11 protein-coding genes and 3 pseudogenes are annotated in these 17,006 nt (G+C 68.2%); 4 read left to right on the top strand and 10 right to left on the bottom strand.

The features are described from left to right. Positions 1–367: 367 nt before the first annotated feature. Positions 368–535, bottom strand: a complete 168-nt coding sequence (locus tag IO24_RS45845) for a hypothetical protein (RefSeq protein ID WP_167551655.1) — start codon at positions 533–535, stop codon at positions 368–370. A 668-nt stretch (positions 536–1,203) separates the two neighbouring features. Between IO24_RS45845 and IO24_RS0137460 the strand changes: the two genes are divergently transcribed. Both IO24_RS0137460 and IO24_RS46885 read left to right on the top strand, forming a co-directional pair. Beyond that, positions 1,204–3,717 carry a DEAD/DEAH box helicase gene (locus IO24_RS0137460; RefSeq protein WP_031143931.1) on the top strand — a complete coding sequence of 838 codons (2,514 nt, stop codon included), beginning with the start codon at positions 1,204–1,206 and terminating at the stop codon, positions 3,715–3,717. A gap of 800 nt (positions 3,718–4,517) precedes the next feature. Continuing rightward, positions 4,518–5,276: pseudogene (locus IO24_RS46885) on the top strand (amidohydrolase family protein); the annotation flags it as partial. Between the two features lie 279 nt (positions 5,277–5,555). Here IO24_RS46885 and IO24_RS0137470 read toward each other — a convergent pair. The 8 genes and pseudogenes from IO24_RS0137470 to IO24_RS0137510 all read right to left on the bottom strand — a co-directional run bounded on the left by IO24_RS0137470 (position 5,556) and on the right by IO24_RS0137510 (position 14,371). Beyond that, complete coding sequence (locus IO24_RS0137470) at positions 5,556–6,233, bottom strand: response regulator (RefSeq protein WP_031143933.1); 678 nt, start codon at positions 6,231–6,233, stop codon at positions 5,556–5,558. A gap of 13 nt (positions 6,234–6,246) precedes the next feature. Continuing rightward, entirely contained in the window at positions 6,247–7,437 is a 1,191-nt protein-coding gene (locus tag IO24_RS0137475; RefSeq protein WP_031143935.1) for a sensor histidine kinase, read from the bottom strand. An 84-nt stretch (positions 7,438–7,521) separates the two neighbouring features. Then, complete coding sequence (locus IO24_RS0137480; protein WP_031143938.1) at positions 7,522–9,726, bottom strand: MMPL family transporter; 2,205 nt, start codon at positions 9,724–9,726, stop codon at positions 7,522–7,524. Between the two features lie 275 nt (positions 9,727–10,001). After that, positions 10,002–10,722, bottom strand: a pseudogene (locus IO24_RS41355) (IS6 family transposase). A gap of 207 nt (positions 10,723–10,929) precedes the next feature. Beyond that, a complete protein-coding gene (locus tag IO24_RS0137495) occupies positions 10,930–11,325 on the bottom strand; it encodes a universal stress protein (RefSeq protein WP_031143940.1) in 396 nt (131 codons plus the stop codon). Beyond that, positions 11,322–12,818, bottom strand: coding sequence for a tripartite tricarboxylate transporter permease (locus IO24_RS0137500; protein WP_199808900.1), 1,497 nt, complete (start codon positions 12,816–12,818; stop codon positions 11,322–11,324). Before IO24_RS0137500 ends, IO24_RS0137495 begins: the two co-directional genes overlap by 4 nt. Before the next feature lie 45 nt (positions 12,819–12,863). Further along, entirely contained in the window at positions 12,864–13,358 is a 495-nt protein-coding gene (locus IO24_RS0137505; protein WP_031143944.1) for a tripartite tricarboxylate transporter TctB family protein, read from the bottom strand. 5 nt (positions 13,359–13,363) lie between these two features. Further along, the gene (locus IO24_RS0137510) at positions 13,364–14,371 is read right to left on the bottom strand and encodes a tripartite tricarboxylate transporter substrate binding protein (protein WP_031143946.1); all 1,008 of its coding nucleotides are present in this window, start codon (positions 14,369–14,371) and stop codon (positions 13,364–13,366) included. Between the two features lie 126 nt (positions 14,372–14,497). On the opposite strand from IO24_RS0137510, the gene IO24_RS0137515 reads away from it, so the two are divergent. Further along, positions 14,498–15,463 carry a LysR family transcriptional regulator gene (locus IO24_RS0137515; RefSeq protein ID WP_078899541.1) on the top strand — a complete coding sequence of 322 codons (966 nt, stop codon included), beginning with the start codon at positions 14,498–14,500 and terminating at the stop codon, positions 15,461–15,463. A gap of 108 nt (positions 15,464–15,571) precedes the next feature. Here IO24_RS0137515 and IO24_RS44825 read toward each other — a convergent pair. Continuing rightward, positions 15,572–15,688, bottom strand: a pseudogene (locus IO24_RS44825) (IS6 family transposase); the annotation flags it as partial. A 132-nt stretch (positions 15,689–15,820) separates the two neighbouring features. Here IO24_RS44825 and IO24_RS0137525 point away from each other — a divergent pair. Next, a complete protein-coding gene (locus IO24_RS0137525) occupies positions 15,821–16,999 on the top strand; it encodes an IS701 family transposase (protein WP_037669546.1) in 1,179 nt (392 codons plus the stop codon). Positions 17,000–17,006: the final 7 nt, after the last annotated feature.

Genomic DNA, 17,006 nt, shown 5'->3' on the forward strand with positions numbered 1-17,006 from the left:
TCGCTGCGCGATATGCAAGCGAACCACCGCGCTGCGCGCGGTGGTTACGCTCCCGCTCCGCGGGAGCGTTGGAGGGATGCTGCGCATCCCTCCAACCAGACTGCTGCGCAGTCTGGTTGACGCTCCGTTCGCTACGCTCCCGGAGCGGCGGGACTTCGTCCCGCTATCGGGCTTCCGCTTTGCTCCAGCCCGAGCCGGCGGGTCCGCTGCGCTCCCCCGCCACTGGCGGTCCTTCCGGCTCCGCCTCCAGGACCGGCTTGCGGCCCGCTAGCGTGAGCCAGGCTGGCTGCAGGGGCAACATGCCTTGCTCGGGCCGGCCCCGGCAGGCCTGGTGACGAACTGTCATGAGGCCTGCCGGGGCCAGAGGTCAACGTCTCCGGGCCAAGCCAGTACCGACTCCGGCCACATGCAGTGCCAGCGCCATCAGCCCCAGCAGCATGACGTTTGTCGAGGAGAACACATCGTTAGTGCTGAGGTCGGCCGCATTGATCAAGAACGCTACGAAGAACAACACCGCCGCGACTATGCCGAGCATGAGCCCGCTCCTCTCGTAGGGGTGAAGCCCGTATGCCCCGCCTCCGCCCCCACAGACATGGGCGGGGGCGCAGCTCGCGCTTCGCGTTGTCCGAAGCCGGTGGCGAGAAGGGGTCGGTGAAGCGGCCAGGGGGGCGCACGGCATGCGTACCGGCTGGTCCGGGTCATCCTTGGTCTCGCGCCCCGGTCCGTCCCTCGGAGTCACGTCGCACCCCCGCACCTTGGTCTTCCACTAGACCCTCCTCGTCAGGAAGGTCCAAAACGGTGCCGCAGTCCTTGCACAGCCTCCCGTCTTCGGCCGGCGTACCGCACGCTTTGCAGAACCGGTTACCCATCTCGTCTTCAGTCTTCTGTGTCATGACGCTCCAAGGTAGGCAGGCAATGAAAAGAACGGAGTACCCATCTGCTCAGCGCTGATTCGCCAGTGTTGATGCATGATTGCGGAGGAGGGGTGCTTCGTTTTTGTAGTGCGATAGACTCTGGAATCAGATGGGTCCAGGTCTACAGGCATCAGGAGCTCTCCGCGTGTGATCTTACGTTCTGGATCAGGAATGTAGATCCGGGATCTCGGCGCAGGGGCCTTGGTTCATCTTGCGGGGCCTGCAAGGGCATTCTGGCGTCATGCGGGGTGCAGCCCTTCGTCCAGCTTGCATGAGAAGGCAGACCGGAATGGTGATGAAGAAACTCCGTCCCCACCAGCGGGAAGCCGTGGACGCGGTACTCCAGGCACTCGAATTGCCTGCAAGGTCTACTGTGCCCGAGCGGGGGCTGCGCACTCAGGTGATCATGGCGACCGGATCGGGCAAGAGCCTCGTCGCTGTCCGCAGTGCGGAGGAACTACACGCGGGCCGGGTGCTCGTCCTCGTGCCCTCGCTGGACCTGCTCGCCCAGACCGAGGCCGCGTGGCGCGAGGGCGGCCGCACAGGCCCGATGATCGGGGTCTCGTCCCTGCGCGGTGGGGAGGCGTCCTTCCCGAACACCACGGACGTGGGCGAGCTGGTCGACTGGGTGCGACCGCTCGACAAGGTCACCGTCTTCGCCACGTACGCCTCGCTCGGGCTCGGCACACTGGAACGCGGGCACGCCGCCGGCCTTCCGGGATGGTCGCTGATCGTCGTGGACGAGGCACACCGGGTTTCGGGCCGGATTGGCAGGCCGTGGGCGGTCGTCCACGACAACGCCCGCATCCCGTCCTTGCGCCGCCTCTACATGACCGCCACGCCGCGGCTGTGGCAGCTGGACGAGGACTCCGAGCAGGGCGCGCCAGGTGAGCTGGTGGCGAGTATGGAGGACAACCCGGATGGGCCGTTCGGCAGCAGGGCGTTCACGTTGACGCTGTCGGAGGCGATCGACAGGGGAATTTGTGCGCCGTACCAGGTGGTGTGCGTGGACATCACCGACGCCCAGCTCCAGGCCGCCCAGCTCCTGGGCGAAGACGCGCGCTCCGAGCAGGTGCGCGGGGCCCGGCTCGCCGCACTGCAGGCCGCCCTGGTGAAGGCATCGGCCGAGGAAGGCTTCCGCAGGACACTCGTCTTCCACCACGTCGTGAAGGAGGCCGAGGCTTTCGCGGCCGGCCTTGGCGACGTCGCCAAGCGGCTGCACGCCACCGACCCCAAGCTGTACCCGGCCACGATCTGGGCCAACTGGCTGTGCGGCGAGCACAAGCCGCTCCATCGGCGCCGCGTCCTGGACGAGTTCTCCAGGGGCATCGCCGCTGACGGCACCGTGGTGGAGAAGACATTCCTCGGATCCGTTCGGGTGCTCGGCGAAGGCGTCGATACATCCCACTGTGACTCCGTGTACTTCGCTGACGTACGCGGCTCCATGCCCGACCTCGTCCAGGCCGTCGGCCGCGCGCTACGCATGCAGCCCGACGAGGGCAAGATCGCCTCTTTGGTCGTGCCCGTCCTGCTCGGGCCCGGAGAGACAGCCGACAACATGCTCACCAGCCGGGCGTACGGCGGCCTGGCGAAGCTCTTGGAGGCGCTCAGAGCTCACGACACCCGCATCGTGGAGCAGCTCGCCGAGCCCCAGGCACCAAGCCGTTCCCGGGGCGTGCAGAGCCGTAATGCAGTCCAGGAGGGCGAGGGAGCCGAGAGCGACCGAAGCGACCGACTCTCGGGGCCGGCCAGAGAGCTGCTGAAGTTCAGCACACCGCGCGACCCCGCGCAGCTGGCCGCGTTCATCAACCTGCGGGTCCTCAACCCCGAACACGCCCACTGGCGACGCGGCATCGAAGCCGCCGCCATCTACCACCGACTCCAAGGCGACCTGCGCGTGCCGTTCACATACCGCGTGCCCGCCAAGGACCACCAAGAGGCCGAAGCCGAGGGGTGGCCGGCCGCGCTCGCCGGTTTTCCACTTGGGCAATGGATCGCCGACGCCAGGCGTTTCTATGCCCGTGGGGACATGGATGCCGACCGTGTCGAACAGCTGGAGAAGCTCGGCATGATCTGGAGCCACTTCGACGTCGCCTGGGAAGAAGGACTCGCAGCGGCACGCGGGTGGGCAGCCGAGGCGGGCCACCTCCTGGCCCCGCTGGACGCCACGTACAAGGGGTACAAGGTGGGCATCTGGCTGAAGAACGCACGCGCCGCAGCTCGGAAGGCCGCCGAGATCGAACAGTGCCGTGCCGAGGGCCTGCCGGTTCAGTCGGCGGTAGGCGCGCTGTCGCAGGAGCGGCGCGAGCAGCTGGAGGAGATCGACCCATCGTGGTGCCCGACCTGGCCCGTGGAATGGCAACGCGCCTTCCACCTCACCCGACAGCATCTAGAAGCCGGCGGCGAGCTGCCGATGGAGCCAGGCACCGTCGTACACCAGGGCGAGGACCTCGGCCGGTGGGTGCGGTCGGTCCGACTGGGCTGGAACAAGCTCACGACCGTGCAGCAGTGGATGTGCGAACACATCCTCGCCATCCAACCCGCCACCGACGACGAAAAACCCAAGCCCCGCACGAGCCAGGCAGACAAATGGGCCCTCAACTACACCGCCGCCAAGCAGTTCTACGAGCGCGAGGGGCATCTTCGGGTGCCGAGGAAACACATCGAGCGGATCGTCGGCGAGGACCAGGAGGAGCGGGAGCACCGGCTCGGTGCCTGGATCGGGAACCAGCGCAGCAGGGCCGCGACGCTGACGCCGGAGCGGATGGAGCAGCTGTCCGCGATCGGGATGCGCTGGGCGTAGGCGCATGCCAGCGGCCCCGCATGGCAGAAAAGCGATCGTGACTGGGCGTGGTTCCCGTAACCGAGGCACGTCTGTGGAGGGTTAGTGGCTGGGGGAGCGGCTCACCGCACCGGCACCCGCACCCGCACCCGCACCCGAAGGAGAACCGCGCAATGGGCTCCCCCGCACCGACCCCGCGCCCAGGTGACCAACTCGCCTCCGCCACCTCCACCACCCGCGTCATCGTGATCCGCGCCCCTCAGGAGGCCGCCGGCCCCGTCGAGTGCGGCGGCAGCCCGATGGTCCCCGCCCAGGAAGCCCCCACCGCCCAGCCGCCCGGCGAGGCACCCGACACCCTCATCGGCAAGCGCTACGTCGACCCCGCCGACACCCTCGAACTCCTCTGCACCGCCTCCGGCACCGGCCACCTCACGTACGGAGGAACCCCCTGGCGATCAAGGCGCCCAAGGCCCTGCCCGCCTCGGACTGATCCACCCAGCGCCACAAGGAGTCCCATGGAGCGCGATGACATGATCCTCATCAGCGTCGACGACCACATCATCGAGCCGCCAGACCTGTTCGCGAACCACCTGCCAGCCCGCTACAAGAAGGACGCGCCGCGCCTGGTCCACCGCGAGGACGGCAGCGACGTATGGCAATTCCGGGACAACTCCGTCGGCAACGTCGCGCTCAACGCGGTCGCCGGACGGACCAAGGAGGAGTACGGCATGGAGCCGCAGGGCCTGGACGAGATCAGGCCCGGCTGCTACGACGTCGACGAACGCGTCGCCGACATGAACGCGGGCGGCGTCCTCGCCCCGATGAACTTCCCCTCCTTCCCTGGCTTCTCCGCCCGGCTGTTCGCCACCGAGGACTCCGACTTCTCCCTGGCCCTGGTGCGCGCCTACAACGACTGGCACATCGACGAGTGGTGCGCCGCCCACCCCGGCCCCTTCATCCCCATGGCGCTGGCGGCCATCTGGGACGCCGAGCTGTGCGCCCAGGAGATCCGGCGCGTGGCCGAGAAGGGCTGTCACGCCCTCACCTTCCCGGAGAACCCGGTGCCGCTCGGCTACCCGAGCTTCCATTCCGAGTACTGGGACCCGGTATGGCGGGCGCTGACCGACTGCGGCACGGTGATGAACCTGCACATCGGCTCCTCCGGCCGTCTCGTCATCACCGCGCCCGACGCCCCGCCGGACGTGATGATCACCCTGCAGCCCATCAACCTCGTCCAGGCGGCGGCCGATCTGATGTGGTCACGCGTCCTCAAGGAATACACGACCATCAGGATCGGGCTGTCGGAGGGCGGCACCGGCTGGGTCCCCTACTTCCTGGACCGTCTGGACCGCACCTACGAGATGCACGCCACCTGGACACTCCAGGACTTCGGCGGGAAGCAGCCCTCCGAAATCTTCCGCGAGCACTTCCTGACCTGCTTCATCAGCGATCCCATCGGGGTGAAGCTCCGCCACGACATCGGCGTCGACAACATCTGCTGGGAGGCCGACTACCCGCACAGCGACTCGATGTGGCCGAACGCCCCCGAGGAACTCCACGAAGTACTGACCGCGAATTCCGTGCCGGACGACGAGATCAACAAGATGACGCACGAGAACGCGATGCGCTGGTACTCCTTCGACCCGTTCGCTCACGTCCCCCGCGAACACGCCACCGTGGGCGCCCTGCGCAGGGCCGCGGGGGACCACGACGTCTCCGTCAGCCCCGCAGCCACCAGATCGTCGCCCCGGCCGAGAAACTCGCCGTGTACCGCAGGAAGGCCGAAGCGGCGCTCGCCGCGGCACAGACGACGGGCGGCGCGCGCCCGTAGTCGCCGGCTGACCGGGCCCGCAGCCCGGTCAGTCCCGCTGTCCTCCGGCGCGGACCAGGCCGGACTCGTAGGCGATGACGACGAGCTGGGCGCGGTCGCGGGCGCCGAGTTTGGTCATGGCCCGGTTGGCGTGGGTCTTGACGGTGACGGGGGTGACGAAGAGGCGTTCGGCGATCTCGTCGTTCGACAGGCCCCCGGCCACGAGGGTCATCACCTCGCGTTCCCGGGGAGTCAGCGTGGCCAGCCGGTGGGGGTCGACGAGGTCGCTGGGGGCGGGCTGGGCGAGGACGCGGCTGATGAGGCCCCTGGTGGCCGCGGGAGAGAGCAGCGCCTCGCCGGAGGCGACGAGGCGGACGGCGTCGAGAAGCTGCGCCGGTTCGACGCCCTTGCCGAGGAAGCCGCTCGCGCCGGCCCGCAGCGCCTCGATGACGAGCTCGTCCTCCTCGAACGTGGTCAGGACGAGGACCTTGACGCCTGCCAGGTCCTCGTCCTGAGCAATCAGACGGGTGGCCTCGATGCCGTCGACCTCGGGCATTCGGATGTCCATGACCACGACGTCGGCACGCTCGGACCGGGCCAGCCGAGCCGCCTCCCCTCCGTTGGCGGCCTCCCCGACGACCTCCAGGTCCGGCTGCGCGTCGATGAGCAGCCGGAAGGTGCCCCGGAGCAGCGCTTGATCGTCGGCGAGCAGGACGCGAATCGGCATGGGAGAGACTTCCTCACAGGGTGTCAGTCGGTGGCGGGCCGAGCGAGATCGGCAGTTCGGCGACGACCTGGAAGCCGCCTTCCGGCTGCGGGCGGGCCGTGACCCTCCCGCCGATGGCGTCGGCCCGCTCGCGCATGCCTATCAGTCCTTGACCAGTGCCCGCGCCCTTGGGCGCGCCGGGGGGTCCGTCGTCCGTCACGGTGACCCGGAGCGAGTTCGGACCGTAGTCCAGGATCACCTCGGTCCGGGTCGCGGAGGCGTGCTTGCGGGTGTTGGTGAGGGCTTCCTGGATGATGCGGTAGGCGGTCAGCTCGGTGGCGGGCGCCAGTGGAACAGGAGCGCCGGTGCGGGCCACCCGCACGGACAACCCGCTGGCACGAAACCCACCGGCGAGGGCGTCGAGATCGGCCAGGCGGGGGATGGGGGCACGTGAGCCCGGCGCGTCGTCGGGCTGGCGCAGCAGACCGACCGTGGCCCGCAGTTCGTCCAGCGCCGCGCGGCTGGTCTCCTTGATGTGGGCCAGTGCCTCGTAGGCCTGGTCGGGGTTGGCGCGCATGAGATGGTGAGCCACCCCTGCCTGGGCGTTGACGAGGGTGATGTGGTGGGCGACGACGTCGTGCAGATCGCGCGCGATACGCACGCGTTCCTCGGTGACCCGGCGCCGGGCTTCCTCTTCCTGCGTGCGCTCGGCGCGCACCGCACGTTCTCTGGCCTTCACCAGGTTGTCGCGGCGGCTGCGGACGGCACGGCCCAGCGCGGTGGCCGCGATCGCGAAGTCGAACCGCAGCAGGCTCGACCCGCCCACCAGCGACTCCACGTGGGTGGCGGCATAGACACCCGTGATCGCCACGGCGGCGGCCGCTCCGACGGCCCATGCGCTGCGGCGGCTGCCGAGAACGGCGAGCGTGTACAGGGCGACAAGGCTCGACGCCGGGGCCAGGGAACTGTGCGTGGCGAAGGCCATCAACGTGAGGTCGCCCGCCAGCGTGAACAGGGCGACCCACAGTGGCCAGCGGCTGCGGACGGCCAGGGGCAGGCAGGACAGAGCCGTCCACGCCGTTTCGTCCCAACGCGGCTCGTGCCAGTCGGACGTGCCGACTGCGGTGGCCGCCGCGGCGACCACGACCAGGGGCACCGCCGGGAGCACGTCTCTGACCCGGTCATGACGGGTCAGCCACTGCCGCCACACCATTCTCACCTGCATTTCCTCACTGTAAGCAGCGCGGGCCGGCGGAAGGCCGGGTGATTCCCGACTGGCCAGCCCACGCGTGGGTGTCGTTACGTCGTGCTACCGGACCCGGTCGGCCACGCCGACGGTCTCCGGCTCCCGCACCGCAGGGTGCGGCTGCGCCGGTTCGTCCACGGGGCCTTCCACGGACACGTGGGGCAGTGCCTTGTCCAGGCTGCGGGGCAGCCACCAGTTGGCCCGTCCGCACAGGTGCATGAGCGCCGGCACGACGACCATGCGGATCAGCAGGGCATCCACAGCTACAGCTACAGCGAGGCTGACGCCGAACTCGGAGATGACCCGCATGCCGCCGAAGACGAAGGAGCCGAAGACGCAGACCATGATGGTGGCGGCGACGGCGATCACCTTGCCGGTCTCCGCCTGCCCGACCCGGATCGCCCGGCGGCTGTCGCCGGTGTGGGCCCATTCCTCGCGCATCCGGCTGACCAGGAAGACCTGGTAGTCCATGGACAGGCCGAACATGATGCCGACGACCAGGATCGGCACGAACGACTCGATGGGACCGGCCGCGCCGAGCCCGAGCAGTCCAGCGCCGAAGCCGTACTGGAAGACGACCACGATCGCGCCGAAGGCCACCCCGATGCTGAGGATGTTGAGCAACGCGCCGACCGCGGGGATGAGCAGACTGCGGAAGGCGACGGTCAGCAGCAGGAACCCGAGGGCGGCGATCACGAGCACGAACAGCGGCAGCTTGCTCATCAGGACCGAGGCGAAGTCGTCGTTGCTCGCGGTGAGACCGCCCACGTACACCTTCATCGACGTGCCCTGCTCCGCCCCGGGGATCACGTCGTCACGCAGGTGGTGGATCAGGTCGGAGGTGTCGGCCGACTGGGGTGAGGTCGTCGGGACGACGGAGATAACCCCTACCGTCTGTCCCTCCCCCATCGGTGACGCGGTGGCACTGGCCACACCGTCGACCTGCTCCAGAGCGGCGACCAGCTTGGTCCTCGCCGCCTGGTCGGCGGCGCTGGGGGCCTGCACGGCGAGGACGAGCGGGCCGTTGAAGCCGGGGCCGAACCCGTCGGCGATCATGTCGTAAGCCTGGCGGTTCGTCGAGGTGGTGGGCAGGTTGCCGTCGTCGGAGGCACCCAGGCGCAGCGACAGTGTCGGGAACGCGAGCGCCGTCAGAACGGCCATGGCCACCAGGCCGAGGGCTTTGGGATGGGCCTGGACCCGGGCGGCCCATCGTCCCCACAGGCCGGGGCGGTCCGTGGACGGCCGTACCGCCTGACCGGCCTGCTCACGGCGCTCGGCGCGGCTGAGGATCCGGGTGCCGATCATGCCGAGCAGCGCCGGCAGCAGGGTGATCGCGGCGAGCACGGTGAGGACGACGGTGACGGCCGCACCGATGGCTATGCCGTTGATGATCCCGACATTGAGGGTGAGCATGCCCAGCAGCGCGACGACGACGGTCAGTCCGGCGAAGAGCACGGCCCGGCCGGAGGTGTTGAGGGCCTTGGTCGTCGACTCGGCCACGCCCATGCCCGCCATCAGGTTGGCGCGCTGCCGGTTGACGATGAACAGGGCGTAGTCGATGCCCACGCCCAGACCGATCAGCGAACCCAGGGTCAGCGTGGTGTCGGAGAGTGTGATGGCATGGCTGAGCAGCATCACCGCGACCGCGGACGTGCCGACACCCACGACGGCCGTGATGATGGGCAGCGCCGCCACCCACACCGCCCGGAAGACGAACAGCAACACGATGAAGGCGAGGACGATGCCCATCGCGTCCGCGACGGCGTTCGGCTTCGGGTTGACGGTGAACGCCTGCCCGTTGAGCGCGATGTGCAGGCTCCCCGACTCCGGAGCGGTCGCGAGTTCCTTCACATGGTCGATCTGCGGGTCGGAGACGTTCTCGTCGAACGCGACCGTGGCGTAGGCCGTGCCGCCGTCCTTGCTGACCTGCCCCTTGCCCTCGGGTGCGTAGGGGCTGGTCACTGCGGCGACCCCCGGCGCGTCGGCGATGTGCCGCAGCGCCTCGGTCATCGCCCGCTCGGCCACCGGCTCGGACACCTTGCCGTCCTTCAGCTGCCAGACGACCCGGCCGCTCTTGCCCGCGGCGCTGTTCGAGGCCTGCTGAAGCAGGGCCGTGGCCTTGGCCGAGTCGGTGTTCTGGGAGGTCGGGCTGTTTCCGAAGCCGTTGCCGACGGCGCCGACTCCGGCGCCGAGGGCGAGCAACAGGCCCACCCAGGCCAGGACGACAGCGAGCCGGTGCCGGTGGCACCAGCGGGCGAGAGGGGACATCGACGCGCCTTTCCAGGAAATGCCATGAGGTCGGGCCGACGATCACGGCCTGCCCTCACGCTCGCAGTTCTCCGGCCTCTCGTCGTTGGCCGTTCGCAGACACTTTCGTCTACTGCGATCGCAGTAGACGAAAGGGCGAACGCGGACCCCCTCGAAACTCACCGTCATGCCCCTCGCCGTACTCGACGGCCGCCGCCCGCGGCGTTGTCACGTTGTTGGGTGGGAGTGTCTGACGGCGTGCAGGGGCGTGGTGGAGTCGGGTTCGGGCTGTGTGCTCACGGCGCGGTGGGTAGGCCGGCGACGCCGGTGATCTGCTCCCAGATCGCGAAGCGGACGGTCATCTCGGCTCGATAGTCGGATGCGGGGATCACATGGCGGCCGGGTCGGAAGTGGGGTGAGATGCCGCTGAACGCGGACAGAAAACGCTGTGCGCCGCCCACGGAGCGGAAGCCTTTCATCGCCCGTTCGCGCTGCCACGTTGGCTGGTGGCTGTTCTCCGCTCGGTTGTTCAGGTACTTCGACTGCCGGTGCTCGACGCAGGGCATGACCTCGCGGTGGGCCGCGCCGTAGGAGCGGAGCTTGTCGGTGACGATCACCCGCGGCACCGTGCGGGTCTTCTTCATCAGGCGGCGGAAGAAGCGCCTGGCGGCGGCCTTGTCCCGCCGGTTCTGTACGAGGATGTCGAGTACGTTGCCGTCCTGGTCGACGGCCCGCCACAAAGTACTTCAGCTCACCGTTGATCTTGATGAAGACCTCGTCAAGGTGCCACTTGTCGCCGGTCCGGGGCCGGCGACGGCGTAGTCCGTTCGCGTAGGCCTGGCCGAACTTGGCGCACCAGCGGCGGATGGTTTCGTAGGAGACGATGACGCCGCGCTCGAGCATCAGCTCCTCGACCTCACGGAAGCTGAGCGGGAATCGGTGGTACAGCCACACGCAGTGGGAGATCACCTCGACCGGGTACCGGTGCCCCTTGCACGACAGCGACCCGGCCCCCACGAACAGCCCCCTCCGGCACGATCAACCAGAAGATCATCCCACCCGGTCAACCAACGTGACAGCGCCGGCTGATGCGTTCGCGCCGCCTGTCGAAGGACTACGAGTACCTGCGCGTCTGCTCGGAGAACGCCATCTACCTCTCCATGGCCATGCTCCTCGTGCGCCGCCTCGCAAGATCAGCCCGTTGACAGGCTTTTCAGACGCCCTCTAGCGGCGGGCTTTTACTGCCAGTACAGGGCGTTCGGCTCCCAGCAGAATCTGCTGGGCGGTACTGCCGAGGAAGAGTTCCCCGATGGCGGTGCGTCTGCGCAGCCCGATGACGATTACCGAGGCGTTGATTTCTTCGGCGGTTTCGATGAGCAGGTCGGGGAGTTCGCCGCGGTGTGGGGTCGTTCGGAGGTCCATGGATACGCCTGCCTGTTGTGCCTGGGCTTGGAGCGTTTCGGTGTCATCTGGCGAGGGCAGTTCGGTGCTGACGAGGGCGCCGTCCCGGGGGCTGCTCAGGACGACGAGGGCCTCGCGTCGTCGTGCCGCTTCGTCCAGGGCGGCCGTGAACGCGGCGTTCCCTTCGGGGGTGGGCAGGTAGCCGACGAGGACGGTCATACCGGTTCCTTGCTGCGTTGGGGGTCGCTTCTGCGGTTGCGCCAGATCGCCCGGGCGGTCGGCACCAGCGCGACGGCGAGGAAGAGCGCGAACAGCGTTCCCGAGATCGGGCGGGTGAGGAAGCCTCCTGGGTTGCCTTCGAAGAGCAGCAGTGAGCGGCGGAGTGAGCTTTCCAGGAGTGATCCGAGGACGAAGGCGAGGACGAGTGGGCCGGGGTCGAATCCGAGTTTCTTCATGAGGTATCCGAGGACGCCGAAGAAGACCACGAGTCCGATGTCGAAGACGCTGTTGTTGACGGTGTAGGCGCCGATGAGAGTGATGAGGACGGTGATGGGGGCGAGGATGGTCGGGCGTATGCGCAGGATGCGTACGAACAGTCCTACGAGCGGGATGCTCATGATGAGCAGAAGGATGTTCCCGATGTACATCGAGTTCACCACGCCCCAGAACAGCTCGGGGTGCTCGGTGACGAGCTGGGGGCCGGGGGTGATGCCCTGGATCAGGAGGGCGCCGAAGATGACCGCCATGGTGGCGTTGGCGGGTATGCCGAGGGACAGCAGCGGGATGAACGAGGATGTGGCGGCGGCGTTGTTGGCGGTCTCGGGTGCGGCGACACCTTCGACGGCGCCGCGGCCGAAGCGCTCCGGGGTGCGTGATCGGCGTTTTTCCAGGGCATAGGCGGCGAGTGAGGCGAGGACCGCGCCGCCGCCGGGGAGGATGCCGAGGATGAAGCCGATGACGCCGCCTCTGCCGATCGCTCCGGAGGACTGGCGCAGATCGGAGCGGCTGGGCCAGACGTTGGCGACCTTGGTGGGGGCGTGGGCCGCGCGATGGCGTTCTTCCAGGGTGTAGAGGATCTCACCCAGGCCGAAGAGACCCATGGCGATGGGGACGAAGTCCAGGCCGTCTGCGAGTGACAGGCTGTCGAAGGTGAACCGTTCGGCGCTGGTGAAGCCGTCTCGGCCGACGGTGGCGAGCAGCAGGCCGACGGCGGCGGCGATGAGGGCTTTGAGCATGCCGCCGTTGGAGACGGTGGCTACCAGCAGGATGCCGAGCAGCGCCAGCATCGTGTATTCGGGTGGGCCGAAGTCCAGGGCGAATTCGGCGACCATGGGGGCGACCACGCTGAGGGCGATGATGGCGAGGGTGCCGCCGACGAAGGAGCCGATGGCGGCGATGCCCAGGGCGGTGCCGGCCTTGCCTTGGCGGGCGAGGGCGTGGCCGTCGAAGACCGTGACGACGGAGGATGCTTCACCGGGTAGGCGCAGCAGTACGGAGGTGATGGTGCCGCCGTATTGGGCTCCGTAGAAGATGCCTGCCACCATGATGATCGCGGTGACGGCTTCGAGGCCCAGGGTGATCGGAAGCAGAATGGCTATGGTGGCGGCTGGTCCCAGACCGGGCAGGACACCAACCAGCATGCCGATGACGACACCGACAAGGCAGTACAACAGGTTGGTCGGCTCGAGGACGACGGCAAAGCCGTCGAGCACGGGGGACACCTCCAACGATCCTCCCAAACGTGTGGTGATGTGCGGTCAGAACAGGTGCGGGATGGTGACCTTCAGCGCGCCGACGAACAGGGCGTAGAACGCGCAGGTGGCGCCGAGGCTGACGACGATGGAGGTACGCCAGCTCTCCCGGCCCAGGATCCGTAGCCAGAAGAAGGCCAGGAGGGCTGTGGGGATCTCGAAGCCGATCACGCCGATGACCGCTACGTAGGCCACCATGGTCCCGACCGCCACGATCACCAGGAAGCTGGTGCGGGTGAACTGCTCGGCGTCGTCCATGCGCCGGGCAGCGGCAGCCAGGAGCACGCCGAGAATGATCAGTGTTGCGCTCACCAGGGCCGGCCAGGTGCCGGGCCCGGGTTTCGAGGGGCTGCCTATGCCCAGGCTCAATGCCCCGGCGAGCGCCGCCCCACCGAGAACCACGACGACCGCGGCCGTGACGAGGTTGGTCACCGTGCCCGCTGCCGGCGGCCGGGTGTCGTCGGAAAGTTCGTCGGCGGTCGACGGGTTCTCGGTGGACATGCCGCTCAGTTTCCGCTCATGTCGATCTGGTACTCGTCGGCGAGGGCACGGTATTTCTCCAGCGAACCGGTCCACTGCTTGAGCAGTTCGGCGCCCTCGACCTCGTTGGGTGTGAGCAGCCGCTGAGTGTTGAAGTCCTGGTACTTCTTGCCCTCGAAAGCTGTGCGGAACGCCGTCCGCAGCCGGTCGACAACCTCCTTGGGAGTGCCCTTCGGGGCGACGACGGCACGCGACTGCTGCACCGGGACGTCGTAGCCGGCCTCGACCGCGGTGGGGATGTTGGCCATGTACGTGGGCCGCTTCTCGGCGAAGGTGACGAGAGGGGTGATCTTCCCGGCCTTGATCTGGGGCTGGGCCTCACCGAGCTGGATCGAGGCGACGTCGACCTGACCGCCCAGGATGGCGGTGAGTGCGGGGGCTCCGCCGTCGAACGGCACGGCGGTCGCCGTCACCTTCGCCTGGGAGAACAGCAGCGCCTGGCTGAGGTGGCTGCCCGTGCCGACGCCGGTCGTACCGTATTTGATCGAGCGGTCGGCGTCGACGATGTCCTTGACCGTCTTGAAACCGGACTTGGGGCTGGCGACCAGGACGTAGTCGTCCTGGGACAGGCCGGTGATGACTTCGTAGTTGTTGATGTCGACGGCTTCGTCGGCGGATACGGCCAAGGGCGTGATGTAGGCCAGCGAGCCCACGAAGAGCATGATGGTGTGGCCGTCGGCCTTGGCGCCGGCCAGTTCCTTGGCGGCGACGGCGCCGTTGGCGCCGGGCTTGTTGACCACCGTGATGGTCTCTTTGAGGTCGGCGCCGGCAGGTTCGGCGGCCGCTCGGGCGGTGAGGTCGGTGCTGCCGCCGGGGTCCTGTCCGACGAGCAGGGTGATGGCTCTGTCGGGGAACGAGGCTTCGTCCTTGGATCCTTCATCCCCGACGTTGCCACCGCAGCCGGGCAGCGCGGTCACGGCGGCGAACACAGCGACCGCGGCTAAGCGGCGACGAAGCCCAAGCCTGGTGTGCATGAGCGTCTCCCTCAAGCGAGTTGGGTGGAGATGTGATACAGGTCTCGATCCACGGTGCCGCGCAGCCTATGACCGCCTGTCATGCCTGTCCAACTCCGTTACCGCATGGGGTGATACCTTTCTTGCATGACGTATACCTTGGAGCAATTGCGTGGATTAGTCGCTGTTGCCGAGGAACTTCACTTCGGCCGGGCGGCGGCACGACTGCACATGACCCAGCCGCCGCTGAGCCGTCAGATCCAGAAGCTCGAAGCCGCCGTTGACGTGCAGCTCCTCGAGCGGGACAAGCAGCATGTGGCTCTCACGCCGGCCGGTGAGGCGTTCTTGGTGGAGGCCAGGCGCATCCTGGCGATCGCCGAGGCCGCCCCGGACCTGGCCCGCCGCATCCACTCAGGTTCCCGTGGCGTGGTGCGACTCGGCTTCACCGCCGCGTCGACCTTCGGCACGCTTGGCCGCATCCTCAACCGGCTCGAGCAGAGCCTGCCGGAGGTCCGCATCGAGCTGTTCGAGATGGTGACGCGCGAGCAGATCGACGCCCTTGCCGGCGAGGACATCGATCTCGGGCTCGCCCGCCCGCCGTTCGACTCCGAACTCTTCGACTCGCGCCTGATCCAGCAGGAGGCGCTGTTGCTGGCGGTGACCGCCGGGCACCGGCTGGCCAGCCTGGACCGGCCCGCTTGCGCCGACGACCTGACCGGCGAACCGCTGATCTTCCACTCGCAGCGCAAGGCCCGGTACTTCTACGACCTGATGGTCAGCATGGTCCCGCTGGCCCCGGAACGGGTCGTGCACAGCGTGAGCCAGATCCTCACCATGCTGTGGCTGGTCTCCGCCGGGCGGGGAGTCGCCTTCGTGCCCGCCTCCGCCACCTTGCTGCGCATTCCCCATGTCGCGTTCATCCCGCTGGCCACGCATGTGCCCCGCCCGGTGGAGCTGCATCTGCTGTGGCCGCGGCATTCGCGCAATCCCGCCCTCGCGCAGGTGCTGGCCGCGCTTGAGGACCTGCCCCCGCGGGAGCACCCGAGCGGGCCGGTGATTTCGCCCCGCGCCGGCGAGAAGACTGATACCGAAGCGGCATCACACAATGCGTAAACACTCTTGGACAGGCATCAAGGCCGCTCCTAGGCGCTGTCACGTTGTGGGGCGGGTAGGTGTCTGATGGTGCGTCGTGGTGTGGTGGAGCCCGGTTCCGGGTTGTGCTCAGGCCGTGGCAGCGACGCCGGCGACTCCGGTGATCTGCTCCCAGATTGCGAAGCGGACGGTCATCTCGGCTCGGTAGTCGTGTGCGGGCATCAGATGGCGGCGGGGCCGGAAGGGCGTTGTCACGTTGTTGGGTGTGTGACTGCCTGACGGCGCGTCGGGGCAGGGTGGGCTTGGGAGCCGGGCCTGTGGTTAGTACTGCAACGGTGCTTGCCGTGGCTGTTGGCCAGTTCGTTCGTTGGTGTGGTTATGGGTGGGGACCTTGCTGATGTCAGGTTGTGGGCCGGAGAGCTGGATGTGCTGCATGAGCGGTTCGTGCACCGGTTCAACCGGGAGGAGCCGCGCCGGTCGGCGCTGGCTTATATGCGGGGGCTGGTTGCGCCGCTGGAGCGGAAGAACGGCTGGACGCTGGCGGAGGAGGCCGGTCACGCGGGCCCCGATCGCATCCAGCGGCTGCTGAACCGGATCGAGTGGGATGCCGACGAGGTCCTGGATGACGTACGCGACTACGTGGTGGAACACCTCGGTGACCGGGACGCCGTTCTGATCGTCGATGACACCGGGTTTCTGAAGAAGGGCGTCCGTTCGGCCGGGGTGCAAAGGCAGTACTCCGGAACCGCTGGCCGCACCGAGAACTGCCAGATCGGTGTGTTCCTCGCCTACGCCACCGCCCGCGGACGCACTCTGATCGACCGCCGTCTGTATCTGCCCACCTCCTGGACCGACGACCGGGACCGCTGCCGGCGGGCGGGCATCGACGACAGTGTCGCCTTCGAGACGAAGGTGGCCATGGCCAAGGCGATGGTCCGCCGGGCCGTCGCCGACAAGGTCCCGTTCAGTTGGGTCACGGCGGACGCCGCTTACGGCTACAGCAAGGGCTGGCGGTTCGAGCTGGAGCAGGCCGACGTCTTCCACATCATGGCCACCACCCGGCACGACACCGTCGTCACCCGCTGGTCCATCGACCACCCCGTCCATGACCTGTTTCCCGGCCTGCCGCGGCAGAAATGGAAGCGCCGCTCCTGCGGTGAAGGAGCCCACGGCCGGCGGATCTTCGACTGGGCCCGCGTCGAAGCGAGGCCCTGGCACCGCGAGGACCGCAGGCACTGGGTTCTCGCCCGCCGCAGCGTGAGCAGGCCCGAGGACATCTCCTACTACATCGCCTACTGTCCCGCCGACACGAGGCTGGACGAGCTGATCCGCATCGCCGGCAGCCGATGGGCAGTCGAGGAATGCTTCCAGACCGCCAAGCAGGAATGCGGCCTGGACGACTACCAGGTCCGCCGCTACCCCGGCTGGCACCGCCACATGACCCTGGCCACCCACGCCTGCCTGACCGTCCTGCGCGCCCGCCAGCTGGACACGGACAAAGCAGAAACGGATCCTCCCAGCTCATCCACCTCAGCCTCGCCGAAATCCGACGCCTGATCCACCG

It is taken from the genome of Streptomyces flavovariabilis, from assembly GCF_000725785.1.
Classification (GTDB): domain Bacteria; phylum Actinomycetota; class Actinomycetes; order Streptomycetales; family Streptomycetaceae; genus Streptomyces; species Streptomyces hawaiiensis.